Annotated in this window: 7 protein-coding genes; all 7 read right to left on the reverse strand. The window is 72.2% G+C overall.

What is annotated here, in order from left to right:
• Nucleotides 1-35 precede the first annotated feature (35 nt).
• On the reverse strand, nt 36-10,856 hold the full coding sequence (locus ACFYZR_RS07300; RefSeq protein ID WP_391906352.1) for an amino acid adenylation domain-containing protein: 10,821 nt from the start codon (nt 10,854-10,856) through the stop codon (nt 36-38).
• 2 nt (nt 10,857-10,858) lie between these two features.
• Entirely contained in the window at nt 10,859-15,904 is a 5,046-nt protein-coding gene (locus tag ACFYZR_RS07305; protein ID WP_391906354.1) for an amino acid adenylation domain-containing protein, read from the reverse strand.
• A 164-nt stretch (nt 15,905-16,068) separates the two neighbouring features.
• Nucleotides 16,069-16,284 (reverse strand): MbtH family protein, encoded by a 216-nt coding sequence (locus tag ACFYZR_RS07310; RefSeq protein WP_391906357.1) that lies wholly within the window; start codon nt 16,282-16,284, stop codon nt 16,069-16,071.
• 42 nt (nt 16,285-16,326) lie between these two features.
• Nucleotides 16,327-17,340 (reverse strand): 2,3-diaminopropionate biosynthesis protein SbnB, encoded by a 1,014-nt coding sequence (sbnB, locus tag ACFYZR_RS07315; protein WP_391906360.1) that lies wholly within the window; start codon nt 17,338-17,340, stop codon nt 16,327-16,329.
• Nucleotides 17,334-18,380 carry a 2,3-diaminopropionate biosynthesis protein SbnA gene (gene sbnA / locus ACFYZR_RS07320; RefSeq protein WP_391906363.1) on the reverse strand — a complete coding sequence of 349 codons (1,047 nt, stop codon included), beginning with the start codon at nt 18,378-18,380 and terminating at the stop codon, nt 17,334-17,336. The genes sbnB and sbnA overlap by 7 nt, the downstream gene beginning before the upstream one ends.
• An 85-nt stretch (nt 18,381-18,465) precedes the next feature.
• Entirely contained in the window at nt 18,466-19,872 is a 1,407-nt protein-coding gene (locus ACFYZR_RS07325) for a condensation domain-containing protein (protein WP_391906366.1), read from the reverse strand.
• A complete protein-coding gene (locus ACFYZR_RS07330; protein ID WP_391906368.1) occupies nt 19,869-20,138 on the reverse strand; it encodes an acyl carrier protein in 270 nt (89 codons plus the stop codon). The genes ACFYZR_RS07325 and ACFYZR_RS07330 overlap by 4 nt, the downstream gene beginning before the upstream one ends.
• Nucleotides 20,139-20,172: the final 34 nt, after the last annotated feature.

Below are 20,172 nucleotides of genomic sequence, written 5' to 3' on the forward strand. Positions count from 1 at the left end.
GGTACGTGAGGGGTCGGGAGGGCGAGGGGCGGCGGTCAGCCGTGGTGCAGACCGAGGTGGGCCGGGAGCTCGCCGCGCATCCAGTCGTCGGCCAGCGTTCCGCCCTCGGGCGCTTCGTCGTCGTGGACCAGGGCGCGGCCGAGGAACTTCACGACCTCCTTGCCCTGCTCGCCGTTGGTGAGGACGACCAGCCCGGAACCCGACCGCAGGCGGCTGAAGGCCATGGCCCGGTAGCCGACGGTCTCGCCGCCGTGCCCCACCATGACGTCGGGGGTGCTGTCGTCGACCACGGTGCCCAGCCCGTAGAAGCTGCCGGGGTGGGCCGCCAGCAGCTCGGCGGTCAGCGCCCGGTCCAGCAGCGCGGTGGGCTCGCCGCGGTGGGCGCGCTGGACCTCCAGGAGCACCTTGGCCAGGTCGGCCGCGGTCGTCCACAGGCCCGTCGCGGCCGCCGCCGGGTGGACCCGCCAGCCGCCGGGGACCCGCACGCCCTTCTCGTCGTGGCCCCGCGCCACGGGCCGTCCCGAGCGCTCCGGGAACGCCTGGTCGAAGCTGCTGCCGGTCATGCCCAGCGGCTCCAGCACCAGGTCCCTCATCAGCTCCGGCAGCGGCGCGCCGGTGACGTCGGTGAGGATCCGTTCCAGGACCGCGTAGTGGCTGCCCGACTTGCGGAAGACGGTCCCCGGCGGCAGTTCGCCGCGGACCGGTGCCGTGACCGCCGGGGCCGCGCCGTCCAGGATCTCCTGGAGCGTGGGCACCGGGCCGCCGCGCTCGTAGCCCTCGTACCGGCCCTCGGAGAGGCCCGCCAGGTGTCCGAGCAGCTGGCGCACGGTGCGCCGGGGGGCGGGGGCCGTGTCCGGCATCCGCCAGCCGGTGAGGTAGTGGCGGATGTCCTCGTCCAGGTCCAGGCGGCCCTGGCCGACGAGGGCCAGGACGCCCAGCGCGGTCACGTGCTTGCTGATCGAGGCGACCTGGAACAGCGTGTCCGGCGTGACGGGCTCGTCGGAGCCGGCCTCCAGCACACCGTAGGTCTCCACGGCCCGCACCTGCCCGTCCGCGACGAGGGCGACGGCGGCACCGGGCACGTGGTGCCCGGCCATCGTGGCCAGCGGCGAGGGAAGGACGGCCGGCCGGGTGCCGGAGGCGGTCCGGGCGCCCGCCGGGCTCCCGTCGGCCAGCCGCCGCAGCGCGGCCTCGTCCAGCCCCTCGGCCGCCGCCGCTGCCAGCGCGGAGAGCGTGTGGTGCTGGTAGAGCATCCACAGCGTGAGCGGCAGGCCCGCCTCCCGGGCGCCCGAGATCACCTCGGTGATCAGCAGCGAATTCCCGCCGAGGTCGAAGAAGTTGTCGTCGCCGCCGACCTTCTCCACCTTCAGCACCCGGCACCAGATGCCGGCCAGCACGCGCTCCGCCGGGCTGACGGGCTCGGTGTATCCCGTGTCCAGCCGCAGCTCGGCGTGCGGCGGCTCGGGCAGCGCGCGGCGGTCGACCTTGCCGGCGGTGGACAGCGGCAGTTCGTCCAGGACGACGAACACGGACGGCACCATGTACGGGGGAAGCTGCCCCGCCAGGAAGGTCCGCACGTCGGCGGGCTGGGGGTGGCGGCCTTCGGAGGGCACCAGATAGCCGGCCAGCCAGGCGCCCGACGGGCCGTCCTCGCGGACGGTCACCACGGCGGCCGAGACGTCCGGGTGGCGCAGCAGCGCCGACTCGACCTCGCCGAGCTCGATCCGGTAGCCCCGGACCTTCACCTGGTGGTCGGTCCGGCCCAGGAACTCCAGCAGGCCGTCGGGCCGGTAGCGCACCAGGTCACCGGTGCGGTACAGCCGGCCCCCGGGCCGGCCGCCGAAGCCGTCCGGGACGAACCGCTCCGCGGTCAGGCCGGGCCGCCCGAGGTAGCCGCGGGCCACACCGTCGCCGCCGACGCACAGCTCGCCGACCGCGCCCACCGGAACGGGCTGGAGCGCCGCGTCCAGCACGTACAGCCGGGTGTTGGCCAGCGGCCGGCCGATGGACACCGAACCGGTGTTCTCCGGCACGTCCCAGCTCAACGACCAGATGGTCGTCTCCGTCGGGCCGTAGACGTTCACCAGCCTGCGCACCCGCCCGCGCAGCTCGCGGGCCAGCGGCACCGGCAGCGCCTCGCCGCCCACCAGGGCGGTGACGGGACGGTCCGTGAACCCCGACTCGAGCATCAGGCGCCAGCCCGAGGGCGTCGCCTGCACATGGGTGACCCCGTGGCCGTCGATCAGGCGCGACAGCGCCCGTCCGTCGCGGGCCTCCTCGTCCGCCGCGACGACGACCCGGCCGCCCGTGGTGAGCGGGAGGAAAAGCTCCAGGCCGGAGATGTCGAAGCTGAGCGCGGTCAGGGCCAGCCAGACGTGGTCCGGGCCGCTGTCCAGCTCCGTGCGCATCGCGTGCAGCAGGTTGGCGAGCCTGTCGTGCGGGATCTCCACGCCCTTGGGGCGCCCGGTGGAGCCCGAGGTGTAGATCACGTAGGCCAGGCCGCCGGGGTGGGTCCCGCACGGCGCCGCCGGGTCCAGGGTCTCCTGGGCGTCGGCGTCGCCGTCCAGCAGGACGACGGCCCGTCCGTACAGCGCCTTCAGCCGGGCCTCGAAGACCCGCTGGCTGACCACGGCGGCCACACCGGCGTCGGCGAGCATGAATCCGATGCGCTCGTCCGGCAGCGCCGGGTCGAGCGGGAGGTAGGCCGCGCCGGCCTTCCACACGCCCAGCAGGGTGGCGAGGGCGTCCGGACCCCGCTCCAGCAGGACGCCCACCACCGACTCGGGGCCGGCTCCCAGGGCGCGGACGCGGCGGGCCAGGCGTTCGGCCCGGGCGTCCAGCTCGGCGTAGCTCAGCCACGTCCCCACGTCGACGCCGGTGGATCCGAGGACCGCCGGGGCGTCCGGCGCGGTGCGCGCCAGCTCCTCGAAGGCCTCCAGCGCCGTCGCCGCCGTCGGCCAGGCGACCTCGGTGTCGTTCCACCCGGTCAGCAGCAGCTCACGGTCGGCCGCGGGCAGCGGGTTGCCGGTGGCGTCGCCGTCCGCGTCGGCGGCCATGGCCTCCAGGACCGCGCGGTACAACTGCCCGAGGTGTTCGGCGGCGGCCCGGCCCAGCGAGCGGGTGCCGGTGTTCAGCGTGAGCCCCGAGGGCGAGGCCGCCACCGTCAGGCCGAACTCGTTGGTGCCCTCTCCCATGCTCGCGTCGACGTCGATGAGGTCGGTGTCGACGACGTGGAAGTCCTGGTAGTTGAAGTAGACGTCGATCAGCCGGTCCTGGGAGGCGGCGAGGCGCTGGATGGCCGGCAGCGGGTGGCGCCGGTGCGACCACAGCCGGGTCTCCTGGGCGAAGACCTGCTGGACGAGCTCGCCCCAGGTGCGCGCACTGCGGTCGTAGCCGAAGGGGACCGTGTTCAGGAACATGCCGTACACCCGGTCGGCGCCGAGCGCCTCGGGGCGCGCGTCGCACACCAGGCCCGTGAAGAACGCCTCTTCGCGGGTCAGCATGCTCATCACCTTCAGGTGCGCGGCGTGCAGCACGCTCTTGACGGACGCCCGGGAGCGGGCCGCCAGGTCGCGCAGCGGCTCCTCCAGGTCGGGGTACGCCACCTGGAGGCGGAAGTTCTCGTTGCGCGCCGCCGGGTCGCCCCAGCCGGCGGGCAGCTCGAACCGGGCGTGCCGGTCGACGACGTCCTGCCAGTAGGCGCGGTCCTCCTCCGACTCCAGCGAGGCCCGCTCGGCGGCGACGAAGTCCGCGTACCGCACGGCCGGCGGCTCCACCGCCTCCGGCCCGGCACCGTCACGCAGGGCCCGGTAGCAGTCGAGCAGCTCCATGAGCAGGGAGTGGTAGCTCCAGCCCTCGACGATCGCGTGGCAGACGGTGAAGGACAGGGCCCAGTCCTCGTCGCCCAGGATCTGCGCGCCGACCCGCAGCAGCGGGGCCTTGCGCAGGTCGAGCAGCGAGCCGCGCTCCCGGCGCAGGAAGTCGCGCAGGTCCTCGTCCTGCTCCTCCGGCTCCAGGTGGCGCAGGTCGCGCACCTGGACGGGCAGCCTGGCCGCACCGTGGACGAGCTGGACCGGGACGGCGAAGCTCTCCAGGTCGATGGAGGTGCGCAGCACCTCGTGCCGCTCGACCACGGTACGGACGGCCTCCTGCAGCGCGCGGGGCGCGAAGGGCCTGTCGTCACGCACCCGGAAGAGCGAGACGTTGTGGTAGCGGTTCTCCTCGGTGTCCGCGAACATCTCCAGCAGCATGCCGAGCTGGATCTGCGACAGCGGATAGGCGTCCGCCAGGCCCTCGGGCAGGGCCGCCCGGGTCTCCGCGTCGAGCAGCTCGAACGGGGCCACGGACCGGACGGGGGCGGCCGGTGCGGCGGACACCTCGGCGACGGCCGCGAGTCCGGCCACGGTGTGCCGCTCGAAGACGTCGCGGACCGTGACGTCGTAGCCGGCGTCGCGCAGGGCGCCGACGAGGGCGACGGCACGGATGGAGTCGCCGCCGACGGTGAAGAACGGCTCCTCGACGCCGACCTGCTCCAGCCCGAGGATGTCGCACCACACGGCGGCGATGCGCTCCTCGGCCTCGGTGCGGGGGGCGACGTAGGTCGCCTGGGAGCCGAGGGCGCTCTGGTCGGGTGCGGGGAGGGCGCGCCGGTCGAGCTTGCCGTTGGTCGTCAGGGGCAGCCGCTCCAGCGTCACGAAGGCAGACGGGACCATGTAGGCGGGCAGGGACGCGGACAGCAGCGTCCGCAGCTCGGCGGGTTCGGGGGCCTGGCCCTCGAACGGGACGAGATAGGCGACGAGCTGCTTGTCACCGGGGGTGTCCTCGCGGACGATCACCACGGCGTCGCGCACCAGCGCGTGAGCGGCCAGCGCGGCCTCGATCTCACCGAGCTCGACACGGAATCCACGGATCTTGACCTGGTGGTCGATACGGCCCAGGAACTCCAGGCTGCCGTCGGGGAGCCGACGCGCGAGGTCGCCACTGCGGTACATCCGCGAGCCGGCGGGGCCGAAGGGATCGGGCACGAACCGCTCGGCGGTGAGATCGGGACGGTTGAGGTAACCACGGGCCACGCCCGGGCCGCCAACGTGGATCTCGCCGGGCACGCCGACGGGGGCGAGGTTGCCGCGCCGGTCCAGGAGGTAGACCCGCAGGTCGGCCAGGGGATGGCCGACGGGGTTGCCGGCGCCGACCTCGAGGTCCGCCTCGGTCACCCGGTAGTAGGTGGTGTGGACGGTGGTCTCGGTGATGCCGTACATGTTCACCAGCACCGGCCGGTCCAGCCCCAGACGCTCCACCCAAGGAGCAAGCTCCGGAACGTCCAGCCGCTCACCAGCGAACACCACAGCCCGAAGCTCGAGTTGGTCGACTCGGGAGTCGCCGTCGGCAGCGGCCGCGACCAGCTGACGGAACGCCGTCGGCGTCTGATTCAGCACCGTCACCCGATGCTCGACCAGCAGATCGAGGAACTCCTCAGGAGAACGCGACACCCCGAAAGGCACCACCACAAGGCGCCCGCCGTAAAGAAGAGCACCCCACATCTCCCACACCGACACATCGAACGCGTACGAGTGGAACAACGGCCACACATCCGACGCACCGAACGCGTAATGCCGCTCAGCCGACGTCAAAAGCCGCAGCACATTCGCGTGCGACAGACACACACCCTTAGGCCGGCCCGTCGAACCCGACGTGTAAATCACATAGATCAGCGACTCCGGACCCGCCAACACCCCAGGATTCTCAGCCGACTCACCCGCCAGCACATCCCGGTCACGATCCAGAACCACCACCGCGCCATCGAAGATGCCCCCCAGCATCTCCACCTGACCCGACTCCGTCAGAACAACACCCGCACCCGCGTCCGCCAGCATAAAACCAAGACGATCAGCAGGATTCGACGGATCCAACGGCAGATACCCAGCACCCGCCTTCAAAACACCCAGCAGCGCCGGCATCAACTCGATGCCACGCTCCAGGCACACACCCACCAGATCCTCAGGACCAACCCCCATACCCCGCAGATGATGCGCGATACGGTTCGCCCGAGCGTTCAGCTCACCATACGAAAGCTCAACACCCTCGAAAACAACCGCCACCGCATCCGGATCAGCAGCGGCACGCTCCTCGAACACCTCATGCACACACCGGGTGACCGGGTCACCGGCGGCGTTGTCCACATCGGCCAGCAGGACGCGGAGCTCCGCCTCCGGCAGGGGGTGGGCGGTGGCGTCGCCTTCGGGGTCGGCAGCCATCGCCTCCAGGACGGAGCGGTAGAGGTTCGCCATGCGATCGGCGTTCTCGCGGCTCAGGACATGGGTGTTGGTGATGAGCGTGATGTGCCCGCCGAGCGTGGCGATGTGCAGGCCGAACTCGTTGGGACTGTCGTCGATGCTCGCGTGGAAGTCGATGAGGTCGGTGTCGACGACGTGGAAGTCCTGGTAGTTGAAGAACACGTCGATCAGGCGCTCGCCACCGGCGGCGCGCTGGATGGCCGGGAGCGGGTGGCTCCGGTGCGGCCACAGCTCGACCTCGCGTGCGAAGACCTTCTCGACCAGCTCACGCCAGGTGCGGGCATCCCGGTCGATCGCGAACGGCACGGTGTTCAGGAACATGCCGTACACCCGGTCCGCGCCCAGCGCCTCCGGTCGCGCGTCGCAGACCAGGCCGGTGAAGAACGCCTCCTCACCGGTCAGCATGCTCATCACCTTCAGGTGCGCGGCGTGCAGCACGCTCTTCAGCGACGCGTTCGCCCGGAGCGCCAGCGCGCGCAGCGGCTCCTCGAGGTCCAGGAACGGCACCCGGCTCCGGAAGTTCTCGCGCTCCGAGCGCTTGTCGCCCCAGCCCGCCGGCAGTTCGAACCGGGCGTGCCCGGCCACGATGCCGGCCCAGTAGGCGGGGTCCTCCTCCGACGCCAGCGACGCCTGCTCGGCGGCGATGAAGTCCGCGTAGCGCACGGCGGCGGGCTCCACCGGCTCGGGGGCGTCGCCGTCGCGCAGCCTGCGGTAGACGGCGAGCAGCTCCATCAGCAGGGAGTGGTAGCTCCAGCCCTCGAGGATCGCGTGGCACTCGGTGAGCGACAGCCACCACGTGGTCTCGCCGGTGACGTGCGCGAAGGCACGGAGCAGCGGCGCGCGTTCGAGGTCGAAGAGCTCGGAGCGCTCCCGCGCCGTGAACGCGTGCATGGCCTCCTGCTGCTCCTCCGTGTCCAGGTGACGGAGGTCGCGGACGCCGACCGGCATGGCGGCGGTGGCGTGGACCAACTGGAGGGGCCGCGAGTACGAGGTCAGGTGGATGGAGGTGCGCAGGACGTCGTGGCGCTCCACGATGACGCGCGTCGCGGCCTCCAGGGCCGCCGCGTCGAAGGGCTTGTCGTCGCGGACGCTGAAGGACGTCACGTTGTGGTAGATGTTCTCGCCCGTTCCGGCGAGCATCTCGACGACCATGCCGAGCTGGATCTGCGACAGCGGGTAGGCGTCGACGAGGCCCTCGGGCAGACGGCCCGCGTCCTCGGACGCGAGCATCGAGAACGGCTCCACCGTGGTGGTGGCGACGGCCGGGGCGGGCTTGCCGGTGAGCACCTCGCAGAGGCGGGCGATCGTCTGGTGCTCGAAGACGTCGCGGACGGCGACGTCGTAGCCGGCTTCGCGCAGGGCGCCCACCACGGCGACGGCGCGGATGGAGTCGCCGCCGACGGTGAAGAAGCCTTCCTCGACGCCGACCTCGTCCAGCCCGAGCACGTCGCGCCATACGGCGGCGACGTGTTCCTCGGCCTCGGTGCGGGGGGCGACGAAGGCCGCCTGGGAGCCGAGGGCGGCCCGGTCGGGAGCCGGCAGGGCGCGCCGGTCGAGCTTGCCGTTGGTCGTCAGCGGCAGCCGCTCCAGCGTCACGAACGCCGACGGGACCATGTACGCCGGAAGCGACGCGGACAGCAGCGTCCGCAGCTCACCCGGCTCGGGACCCTCGCCCTCGACAGGCACCACATAGGCGACGAGCTGCTTGTCACCGGGGGTGTCCTCGCGGACGATCACCACGGCGTCCCGCACCAGCGCATGCCCGGCCAGCGCGGCCTCGATCTCGCCCAGCTCGACACGGAATCCACGGATCTTGACCTGGTGGTCGATACGGCCCAGGAACTCCAGGCTGCCGTCCGCCAGACGACGAGCGAGGTCACCACTGCGGTACATCCGCGAGCCGGCGGGGCCGAAGGGATCGGGCACGAACCGCTCGGCGGTGAGATCGGGACGGTTGAGATACCCACGGGCGACACCCGGGCCACCGACGTGGATCTCACCGGGCACACCGACAGGCGCGAGGTTGCCGTTCTTGTCGATCAGGTAGACCCGCAGGTCGGCCAAGGGGTAACCGACCGGGTTGCCCGCCCCGGGGAGGAGGTCGGAGTCCGTGACCCGGTAGTAGGTGGTGTGGACGGTGGTCTCGGTGATGCCGTACATGTTCACCAGCACCGGCCGGTCCAGCCCCAGACGCTCCACCCAAGGAGCAAGCTCCGGAACGTCCAGCCGCTCACCAGCGAACACCACAGCCCGAAGGTCGAGTTGGTCGACGCGGGAGTCGCCGTCGGCGGCGGCCGCGACCAGCTGACGGAACGCCGTCGGCGTCTGATTCAGCACCGTCACCCGATGCTCGACCAGCAGATCGAGGAACTCCTCAGGAGAACGCGACACCCCGAAAGGCACCACCACAAGGCGCCCGCCGTAAAGAAGAGCACCCCACATCTCCCACACCGACACATCGAACGCGTACGAGTGGAACAACGGCCACACATCCGACGCACCGAACGCGTAATGCCGCTCAGCCGACGTCAAAAGCCGCAGCACATTCGCGTGCGACAGACACACACCCTTAGGCCGGCCCGTCGAACCCGACGTGTAAATCACATAGATCAGCGACTCCGGACCCGCCAACACCCCAGGATTCTCAGCCGACTCACCCGCCAGCACGTCCCGGTCACGATCCAGAACCACCACCGCGCCATCGAAGATGCCCCCCAGCATCTCCACCTGACCCGACTCCGTCAGGACAACACCCGCACCCGCGTCCGCCAGCATAAAACCAAGACGATCAGCAGGATTCGACGGATCCAAAGGCAGATATCCCGCACCCGCCTTCAGCACACCCAGCAACGCCGGCATCAACTCGATACCACGCTCCAGGCACACACCCACCAGATCCTCAGGACCAACCCCCATACCCCGCAGACGGTGCGCGATACGGTTCGCCCGGGCGTTCAGCTCACCATAAGAAAGCTCAACACCCTCGAAAACAACCGCCACCGCATCCGGATCAGCAGCGGCACGCTCCTCGAACACCTCATGCACACACCGGGTGGGCACGACAGGGGGCTCGCCGTCGGCCGCGCCGGCCGGGCGGCCGCTGATCAGCAGCTCCCGCTCGGCCGGCGAGAGGATCTCCACACGGGAGACGGGGGTGCCGGGCGCGTCGGCCACGGCGGTCAGGAACCGGACGTACTGCTCGGCGAACCGCTCCACGGTCGAACGGTCGAAGAGCGCAGTGGCGTACTCCAGCTGGCAGCCCAGCGAGCCGTCCGCGAGCTCGGAGGCCTGCAGCGTGATGTCGAACTTCGCTACCCGCCACGCCAGTTGGACCCGCTCGACGGTCACGCCCGGCAGCTCGTAGGTCGTGGACGTGGTGTCGTGCATGGTGAACGCGGCCTGGAAGAGCGGGGTGCTCGACAGGTCGCGCTCGGGCTGGAGCTCGTCCACCAGACGGGCGAAGGGCAGCTCCTGGTGGTCGAAGGACTCCAGGACCGTGTCGCGCACCCCCGTCAGCAGCTCGGTGAAGGCGGGGTCGCCGCTCCATCGGGCCCGCATGACGAGGCTGTTGATCGCATGGCCGACGAGCTGCTGGAGCTCGGGGCGGTTGCGTCCGGAGACCACCGTGCCCACGGCGATGTCGTTCTTCCCGGTGTAGCGCGACAGCAGGGCCTGGTAGCCCGCCAGCAGCACCATGAACGGCGTCGCGCCCTGCGCACGCCCGATGGCACGCAGCCGCTCCGCCACCTCGGCGGGCAGGGCGAAGCCGACGGCCGCGCCCTCGCCGGTGCGCACGGCCGGCCGGGGCCGGTCGGTGGGCAGGTCGAGGGGGGCGATGCCGTCGAGCCGGTCGCGCCAGTGGGCGATGTGGGCGTCCGTGGCGGGACCGGCGAGCCGGCCGCGCTCCCAGGCCGCGTAGTCGGCGTACTGCAGCGGCAGCGGCTCCGGCGCGGGCGCCGCGGGGTCGAGCGCCCGGCGGTACAGGGCGCCCAGGTCACGGGCGATGACGTCCTGGGACCAGGCGTCGCAGGCGATGTGGTGCAGGACCACGACCAGCAGGTGGTCGTCGTCGGCGAGGCGCAGCAGCCGGGCCCGCACCGGGTTCTCGCGCAGCAGGTCGAAGGGCGTGACCGCGTCCCGCTCCGCCAGCTCGAACGCCTCGCGCTCGCGTTCGTCCGCCGGCAGTCCGGTGAGGTCCGTGCGGGCGAGATCGGCCCGGGGGCCGGTGCCGACGAGCTGGACGGGCTCGTTGTCCCGCAGCTCGTAGCGGGTCCGCAGGATCTCGTGCCGGTCGGCGAGGTGCTGCCAGGCCAGGCCGAGCGCGTCGGCGTCGAGCGTCCCCCGCATCCGCAGGATCAGCGGTACGAGGTATTCGGGGCTGTCCGGCTCCAGCTGGCTGAGGAACCACATCTGCTGCTGTCCGGAGGACAGGGGCAGCGGGCCCTCGCGGTCGGCCTTGGGGATGCCGTCGCCGCCGCGCGCCTTGCGGGCCGCGGCGCGGCGCCGCAGGAGTTCGGCCCGGAGGTCGTCGGCGACCGGTCGTTCGTTGTCGTGCTGTCCCATGGTCAGGCCCCGTGCCCCTTCTGCGCCGTGGAGTCCGCCTCGGGGGCGGAGTCGGAGAGTCGGGCGAGTTCCGCCCGGATCTGTGCTTCCACGGCCGCCGCCAGCTGGGCGATCGTGGGTCCTTCGAAGACGGTCCTGGCGGGCAGGGTGACGTCGAATTCCTGCTGGATGCGGGCGATCAGCTTGATGGCGAGGATCGAGTGGCCGCCCAGCTGGAAGAAGTCGTTGTGCACTCCGGCCTCGACGCCCAGCAGTTCGGTCCAGATCTCGGCGACCATCTCCTCGGCCGTGGTGCGCGGGGCGACGAAGCCCCGCGCCGCGACGAGCTCGGAGCGGTCGGGGGCCGGTAGCGCCGCCCGGTCGACCTTTCCGTTGCGGTTGAGCGGGATGGTCTCCAGCTCGATGTAGACGCCGGGGACCATGTACTCGGGCAGCCGGAGCCTGCCGTGGTCCGCCAGTTCCTCCGTGCCCGGCAGGGTCGCGCCGGCCGGCACGCAGTAGGCGACGAGCTCCTTCTCGCCCGGCTGCGATTCGTGGGCCACCACGACCGCTTCCCGGACGCCGGGGTGCTCGGTGAGCACGGCCTGGATCTCCCCGGGCTCGATCCGGTAGCCGCGCACCTTGATCTGGGTGTCGATCCGGCCGAGGAAGTCGATGTCGCCGGTGGGCAGCAGCCGCACCAGGTCTCCCGTGCGGTACAGCCGGGAGCCGGGCGGGCCGAAGGGGTCGGGGAGGAAACTCTCGGCGGTGCGGTCGGGCGCGTTGACGTAGCCGCGTGCCACGCCGGTCCCGCCGACGTAGAGCTCTCCGGCGACGCCGACCGGAAGCGGCCTCATCCACTCGTCGAGCACGTAGAGGGTGACGCCGGGCAGCGGGGTGCCGATGGGCACGATCTCCCGGTGCTGGGGGCCGTCGATCACGTGGACGGAGCTGCCGACGGAGCCTTCCGTCGGCCCGTACTCGTTGATCAGGCGGACGTCCCCGAACAGCTCCAGGCCGTGGTTGGCCGTACGGCCGGTGAGCGCCTCGCCCGCCACGATGACGGTCCCGGCGAGGCCGGGCACGCGCTCGTGGCCGAGCTGGTGGTGGAGCATCTCGAGGTGGCCCGGCGTCATCTTGATCAGGCCGTAGGGGCCGGACTCGACGAGCAGCCGGCCGAGCTCCTCGGGTGCGAAGTCCCGCGGCAGCAGGTGGACCGGCTGCCCGATGAGCAGGGGCGCGTAGAGGTTGGGCACGGGCAGGTCGAAGGCGATGGACGAGAAGACGGGCGCGCCGCCGGTGCCTCCCCGGGCGCACTCGCCGGCGGCCCAGACCAGGTGGTTGGCGAGGCCCCGGTGCGGCACCGCGACGCCCTTGGGGCGGCCGGTGGAGCCGGAGGTGTAGATGACGTAGGCGATCCGGTCCGGGTCGGCGGCCACGCCGGGAGCGGTGTGCGGCCGGGCCGCCAGGGCCTCGGCCTCGTCCTCCAGGACGAGCGGGCTCGTGTCCCGGCCGGCGTCGGCGAGCAGCGCGGTGTGGCGTCGCTCGGTGACCACCAGGCGGGCTCCGGCGTTCTCGAGCATGTAGCCGAGCCGGTCGGCGGGGTGGGCCGGGTCCAGCGGCACATAGGCGCCGCCGGCCTTCCACACGCCCAGGAGGCAGGCCAGCAGGTCCGGGCCGCGGTCCAGGAGGACGCCGACGACGGACTCCGGTCCGACGCCCAGCTCGCGCAGGTGGTGGGCGAACCGGTTGGCGCGCTCGTCCAGCTCGGCGTAGGTCTGCCGGCCGTCGGCGTGCCGGACGGCCACCGCGTCGGGGGTCGTGCGCGCCTGGGCCTCGAAGAGCTCGTGGACGCAGGCGGCGGGCTCCGCCGAGGCCGTGTCGTTCCACTCGGTCAGCAGCTGCGTCCGCTCGGCGGCGGTCAGGATGTCGAGCGAGTCCAGCCGGGCCGCCGGGTCGGCGGCCGCGGACTCCAGGAGCCGGACCAGGTGCCGGGTGAGCCGCTCCGCGGTCGTCGCGTCGAACAGCGCCGTGGCGTACTCCAGGACGCCGGTCAGGGAGCCGTCGGCGCCCTGGCGGATGTAGAGCGTCAGGTCGGTGTGGGCGGTCCACCAGGCGTCGAGGAAGGTGCCGAGCTCGTCGGTGTCGGCCGCGACTCCGGTCAGGCCCTCGTCGTGGAGGTCGAGGGCGATCTGGTAGAGCGGGGTGCGCGAGAGGTCCCGTTCGGGCTGCGTCTCGTCGACGACGCGCTGGAAGGGCAGGTCCTGGTGCGCGAACGCGGACACGCAGGTCTCCCGGACCCGGTCGAGGGCGTCCTCGAAGGAGAGGTCGCCGGTCAGCCGGGGGCGCAGCACCAGGGAGTTGAGGAAGAAGCCGACGGTACCGGCGACCTCGGGCCGGTCGCGTCCGGCCACGGGGGTGCCGATGGCGACGTCCCACTGGCCGCTGTGGCGGGCGGCCAGGGTGCTGAGGGCGGTCAGCACGGTCACGAACGGGGTGGCGCGGTGGCGGCGGCCCAGCTCCAGTACCGTGCGCGCCACCTCGGGAGCCACGGTGAAGGTGACCGCGGCGCCCTGCGGGTCCCGGACGGCGGCGCGCGGCCGGTCGGTCGGGAACTCCTGGGGGGCGAGCCCGTCGAGGGCGGTGCGCCAGTGGGCCAGGTGTCGTTCGGCCTTCTCGTCGGTCAGCAGTGCGCGCTGCCACGCGGCGAAGTCGGCGTACTGGACGGCCGGTTCGGGCAGCTCGGCGGGACGGCCGGCGGCGTGTGCGGCCAGCAGCTCGCGGAACTCGCGCTCCAGGACGACGGACGACCAGCCGTCACAGGCGATGTGGTGCATGGTGAGGATGACCGCGCGGCCGCCGGAGGGGGTGCTGACGAGGGCGGCGCGCCAGACCGGTCCGCGCTCCAGGTCGAAGCCGCGGGCGATCTCCGTGCCGACCAGGCCGGACAGCTCCTCCGACGGGGCGTCGAGCGAGGCCAGTTCCACGGGGCCGGGGGCGTCGACGACCTGGTACGGCTCTCCGTCCTCGGTCACATAGCGGGTGCGCAGGACCTCATGCCGGGCGGCGAGGGTCTCCAGAGCCCGGCGTACGTCGTCGGCCTCGGTGCCGGGGGCCACCCGCAGCAGCAGGGGGACCACGTACTCGGGGCTGCCGGGGTTCATCCGGTCGACGAACCACAGCCGGTGCTGCCCGTGCGACAGCGGCATCCGGCCGGTCCTCTCGACCGGCACCACCGGCGGCACCTCGTCGCGCTCGGCCGTCAGCAGCCGGGCCTGGGCCTCGACGGTCGACGCGGCGAAGAGCTCCGCCAGCGGGATCACCGCACCGGCCACCGCGCCCAGTTCGGCGGCCAGCCTGGCGAGCAGCAGGGAGTGGCCGCCCAGCTGGAAGAAATCGTCGTGCGCGCCCACGGTCTCCGTGCCCAGCAGCTCGCGCCAGACGCGGGCGACGGTCCGTTCGGCCTCGTCGCGCGGTGCCACGTGCGCCGGGCGCCCGGCGTGCGCGGCCGGGTCGGGGGCGGGCAGCGCCTTGCGGTCCACCTTGCCGCTGGTGGTCAGCGGGAAGGCGTCGACCTCGACGAAGACCGACGGGACCAGGTGGTCGGGCAGCCGGTCGCGGAGGAAGCCGCGCAGTTCCCCGGCGTCGATCGCGCCGTCGCGGCCGAGGACGTACGCGGCGAGGCGGGCGGCGCCGTCCCGGTCCGTGAAGGCCGCCGCCACCGCGCCGCGCACGCGCGGGTGGGCCGCCAGCGCGGCCTCCACCTCGCCGGGCTCGATGCGCACGCCGTTGACCTTCACCTGGTGGTCGAGCCGGCCCAGGTACTCGAGGGTGCCGTCCGGCCGCCAGCGGGCGCGGTCGCCCGTGCGGTACAGCCGCGAGCCGGCGGGACCGTAGGGGTCGGGGACGAAGGTCTCGGCGGTCAGGCCGGGGCGCCCCAGGTAGCCGCGGGCCACGCCCACGCCGCCGACGTGCAGTTCGCCGGGGACGCCGAAGGGAGCGGGCTCGCCCTCCTCGTCGAGGATCAGCACGCGCATGTTGTCCAGCGGCCGGCCGATGGAGACGGGGCCCGCCTGCTGTGCCGGGTCGAAGCGCAGTGCCGTGACGTCGATGGAGCATTCGGTGGGCCCGTAGGTGTTCCACACCTCCACGTCGGCCAGGGCCAGCAGACGGTGGCAGAGCTCGGCGTGCAGCGGCTCGCCCGCCGAGAACACCAGGCGCAGGGCCGAGCAGCGGTCCCAGCCGGGCGCCTCCACCAGGAGCCGCAGCACCGAGGGCACCACCTGCAGCACGGTGACGTCGTGGTCGGCCACCGCCCGCACCAGGGCCGCGGGGTCGCGCTCGGCGCCCACCGGCGCGAGGACGACGGTGCCGCCGCTCACCAGCGGGGCGAAGATCTCCCAGCCGGCGGCGTCGAAGCTCAGCGAGGTCTTCTGCAGCACCCGGTCCGCGGCGGACAGGCGGTGCTCCCCCACGGTCCACAGCACCCGGTTGGCGATGCCGCCGTGGCCGATGACGACGCCCTTGGGGCGCCCGGTGGAACCGGAGGTGTAGATCGCGTAGGCGGCGCCGTCCGGGCTGAGCGTCACCTCGGGAGCCGTGCCGGGCAGCGAGGCGAGGAGGTCGTCCGCGGTGTCGAGGGCCACGACCTCGGCGTCCGTCCCGGTGAAGAGGCCGGTCAGCGACGACTCGGTCAGCACCAGGCGGCCGGCGGTGTCCCCGAGCACCCAGGCGAGCCGGTCCGCGGGGTGGGCGGGGTCCAGCGGCACATAGGCGGCGCCCGACTTCCACACGCCCAGCAGGGCGGCCACCAGGTCGACGCCACGGTTCAGGCAGACGCCGACGAGCGCCTCGGGGCCCGCGCCCCGTCCGGCGAGGAAGTGGGCGACCCGGTTGGCCCGCTCGTCGAGCTCGCGGTAGGAGATCCGGCGCTCCCCCGCGATCAGGGCCGTGGCCTCGGGGGTCTCGGCGGCCTGGAGCGAGATGAGCTCGGGCAGAAGACGACCGGCCGCGGCCGGGCCACCGGCGCGGGCATCGGGCGAGGCATCCGACCGCGGCTGGGCGTTCACGACTACTCCTTGTGTCAGCGGACCCACGGCACCGCTGCCGGGGGTGTGGGTGGCGCGTGGGGCGCGCGGGGTGTGCGACTGGGGGACGCGAGGGGGCCGTGCCGACTCCGCCGGGCCGTGTCCGCGAGGACACGGCCCGGCGGGGAGCGGGCACGACCGGGGGGTCAGGCGGCGGAACGGTCCTGCGTGCGCGAGCGCAGGCTCAGCGGGCGCATGTCGACCCAGACCTCGTTGATCCGGGTGAGGCACTCCTCACGGGTGCCCGTGGTGCCCTCGGCACGCCAGCCGGCGGGCAGCTCGCGGTCGGCCGCCCAGATCGAGTACTGCTCTTCGTCGTTGAGGACCACCTGGTACCGGAGGTCCTGCTGCTCGTCGGACATGTGTGCTCCTTCTCAGCGGTCGGTGCCGCGTGGATGTACGGGTCAGCGGTCGGCCGGGGCCGACGGGCCGGGCAGGAAGTCCTCGACCTTCAGGCCCAGGCCGGCGCTCTCGGCGCGGGTACGGACGAACTCGGCCAGGGCGATGTCCAGGACGCCCAGGCCGAACGGGGAGAAGACCCGCACCTTGTCCGGGTCCCGCTCCAGCGTCACGGTGCCGCGGATGAGCTGACCGATGGTGGCGTCGATGAAGCCGCGGTCACCGGCGAGTTCCTGGGCCAGGTGGAGGGAGGTCTTCTCACGGCAGACGTGATCCGGGTCGTCCACCACGTTCTGCGCGGCGAGGACCGACTCGGGGGTCAGGTCGCGCAGGGAGACGTTGAGGACGACGCTCCCGGGCCGGCAGTGGCTCAGGTCCGTGTACGGCTCGGCCGCCGTCGTGGCCAGCGAGACCAGGTCGTGGGCCCCCATGGCCTGTTCGAGGGTTCCGGCGACCTCGAAGGCGCCGTCCGGGAGCAGTTCGGCGCACCGCGCCGTGAAGCCCTCGGCGCGCGCCGGGTCCATGTCGAACACCGTCACGCGGGACAGGCCGGGGAAGGCGACCGTCAGGAAGCGCAGCACCTCGAAGTTGATGACGCCGCAGCCGACGAGGGTGACGCCCGTCGGGGCCGTCTCCCCGGCCATCAGGGTGGCGGCGAGGGCCGCGCTGGCGGCGGTGCGCCGGGCGGAAATGACGGAGCCCTCCACCATGGCCACGGGGCGTCCCGTCTCCATGGAGTTGAGCAGGACCGTCGCGCTGGCGCGCTCGATGCCGGATTCGATGTTCTTCGGGAAGGAGGCGATCCACTTCATACCCGCCACCGGCTCGTCACCGCCCCGGTAGGCCGGGAGGCCGATGATCCGGTCCCGCGGGCTGTCGGGGAACCGCAGGAAGATGGAGTGGGGCACGGCGGTGCGCATCTCGTCGTGCAGCCGGTAGGAGTCCCGGACGACGTCGATCGTCTCGGCCTCGCTGCCGTTCAGCACCTGCCGGACGTCACCATTGCGAATGATCAGCACAGGCCCGCTCCAACCGTGGCCTCTGCGGATTCCAGCCAGGCGTCGGACATGACCGGATGCTCCTTCCAGAGATGGGATATTTCACCGAAGTTCTGGGCGACCCAGTCATCGGAATAGATCGTGTCCAGATAACGGTCGCCGCCGTCCGCGAGAACGACCGCGACATTGGCGCCGTCGGGAATGCGGTCGGTCATCGTCTCCAGGGCGGCGAGCACCGCCCCCGAGGAACCGCCGGCCAGGATCGCCTCCCGGTCGGCCAGCTTCCGGCAGGCGACGACACAGTCCATGTCGGTCACATGGACGACCTCGTCCGCGGCGTCCGGCGTCCACAGGGCGGGCCGGACGGAGGCCCCGTGCCCGGGCAGCAGCCTGCGCCGCGGGGTGTCGCCGAAGATGGCGCTGCCGACGGCGTCCACCGCGACGACGGCCGTGGACATGCCGGTCCGCCGGACGTACTCGGCGCATCCGCGCAGCGTCCCGCAGGTGCTCGCCGCGCAGAAGAGGTAGTCCACCCGGCCGTCCAGGGCCTCGGTGATCTCCCGCATGGTCTCCACGTGGGCACTCGGGTTCAGCGGGTTCGAGTACTGGTCGGGCGAGTACGCGTCCGGTATCCGCTCGACGAGCTCCTTGACCCGGCGCTTGCGCACGGGCAGGAAGTTGCCGTCGGGGGCGTCCGCGTCGGTGACGACCTCGACCTCGGCCCGCAGGGCCCGCAGCATCGCCAGGTTCTGGCTGGTCGTCCTGGCGTCCACCACGCAGATGAAGCGCAGCCCGAAGTACCGGCAGATCTGGGCGATGCCGATGGCGAGATTCCCGGAGCTGGACTCGACGACAGTCGAGCGGCCGGGCACCAGCGTGCCGGTCCGGAGCTTCCCCAGGATCATGCTCAGCGCCGAACGGTCCTTGATACTGCCACCCGGGTTGAAGCGTTCCATCTTCGCGAACACCCGGAAACGAGAATCCGGAAGATATCTCTTCAAGTGGACGAGGGGAGTGTCACCGATCGTCGCCAGAATTCCCGGAAAAGCCTGCTCAGTCATGCCTTCTCTTTCAGTCACGCGCAAATTCAATGGTCCGCGCGAGCCCTATAAGTTCGCTATGAGACAGATATTCGGCAGGGTCTTTTCAGGGCATCGCCCCGAGTCCGAGCGCCAGAATCCGGTCGCGTTCCGAACGGTCCACGAGGGACAGCCGGCGCACCGGGGTCCCGGGCTCGTCCACACCGGCCTCGACGAGCCGCAGATAGTGCTCGGCCAGGCGCTCGATCGTCGCCGCGTCGTAGAGGTCGGCGCGATAGCGGAAGACCGCCTTCAGGGAGTGGGAGGTCTGCAGGAGCTCGACGGCGAGGTCGAACTGGCCCTCCTGCTGGGGCACGTCGAACGCGGACAGCCGCAGCCCCGCCAGCTCCAGCTCCCGGCCGGACTCCTCGCCCTCGGCGAGCACCTCCATCAGCGGTTCGGACCGGCCGGCCGCGACCATGGTGAACGTGACCTGCACCAGCGGCGACCTGCCGGTCTCCCGCGGCACCCCCAGGGCCCTCGTCAGATGGGAGAAGGGGTAGGCCGCCCGGCCCATGCCCTCCCTCACCTGGCGCTGCGCCTTGCCCGCCAGCTCCGGCAGCGTGGACGAGCCGCCCACACCGGCCCGCACGACGACGGTGTTGACGAAGCACCCCACCACGGCACGCGATCGCCTGGACAGCCTGGTCGTGGTCGGCATGCCGATCAGGAAGTCGCCCTCGCCGGTGTACCGGTGGAGCAGCGCCTGGAAACCGGCCAGCAGCAGGCTGAAGGGGGTCGTACCCGCCTCGGCCGCGCCGGCGCGCACCTTCTCCCGGACCCGCTCCGGAACGGTCACCTCGTAGCTGGCGCCCGTGTAGTCCGCGCGCGCGGGCCGGGGCCGGTCCGCCGGGAGCTCCAGGACGTACGGCGCCCCCGCGCACACGCCCCGCCAGTACTCCTCGAACTCGGCGGCCCTGTCCGACGCGAGCAGCTCCCGTTCCTCCGCGACGAACTCGGCGAAGGGAACGGGCTCCTGCGGCCACTGCGGCGACTCCCCGCACCCGAACGCGCGGTAGGCCTCCAGCAGTTCGCGCAGCACGACCCCCTGGGCGACGGCGTCGGTCACCAGGTGGTGCGCCGCGCACACCAGCACCGCGTCCTCGGGACCGGTACGCAGGACCACGAACCGGAAGACACCTTCCCCCGCCATGTCGAACGGGGCGGAGCCGGCCTCGGCGACGAGCTCGCGGAGCCGCGCCTCGCCGCTCCCGGCGGCCTCACGCACCTCCAGCCGCACCGCGGGAGCCGCGCCCGGGAACATCCGGGGCGCTCCGGCGACGTCGGCGAAGCGGGAGCGCAGGATCGGGTGCCGGTCCACGACGGCGTCCAGCGCCCGGCCCAGCACGGCGAGATCGAGCGGTCCCCGGGCGCGCAACGCCATGACCACGTTGTACGCCGCGCTGTCGGGAGCCAGCCGGTTGAGGAACCACATGGCCTCCTGGCCGGCCGACAAGGGAAGGGTCTCGGTCATCGGCTCGCCGTGACCTGGGTGTGGAGGTACCCCGCCATCGCGTTCACGGTGGGGTGGTCCCAGGTCACCGTCGGCTCGACGTCGAAGCCGAAGTGGTCCTCGATGTCGCCGCAGATGGTCAGCGCGTAGACCGAGTCCAGGCCGAGCTCCACGAGCTTGGCGTCGGGGTCGACCTCGTCCTGCGGACGCTCCAGGTAGAAGGCGACGCGCTCGGTGAACCAGTCGCGGATCTGCTCGACGGTGAGGGATTCGGTGTTTTCGGGCATGACGAAGGTCTCCGTTGTCAGTGGGAGGGCGGAT

The organism is Streptomyces sp. NPDC001678, assembly GCF_042892945.1.
Taxonomy (GTDB): domain Bacteria; phylum Actinomycetota; class Actinomycetes; order Streptomycetales; family Streptomycetaceae; genus Streptomyces.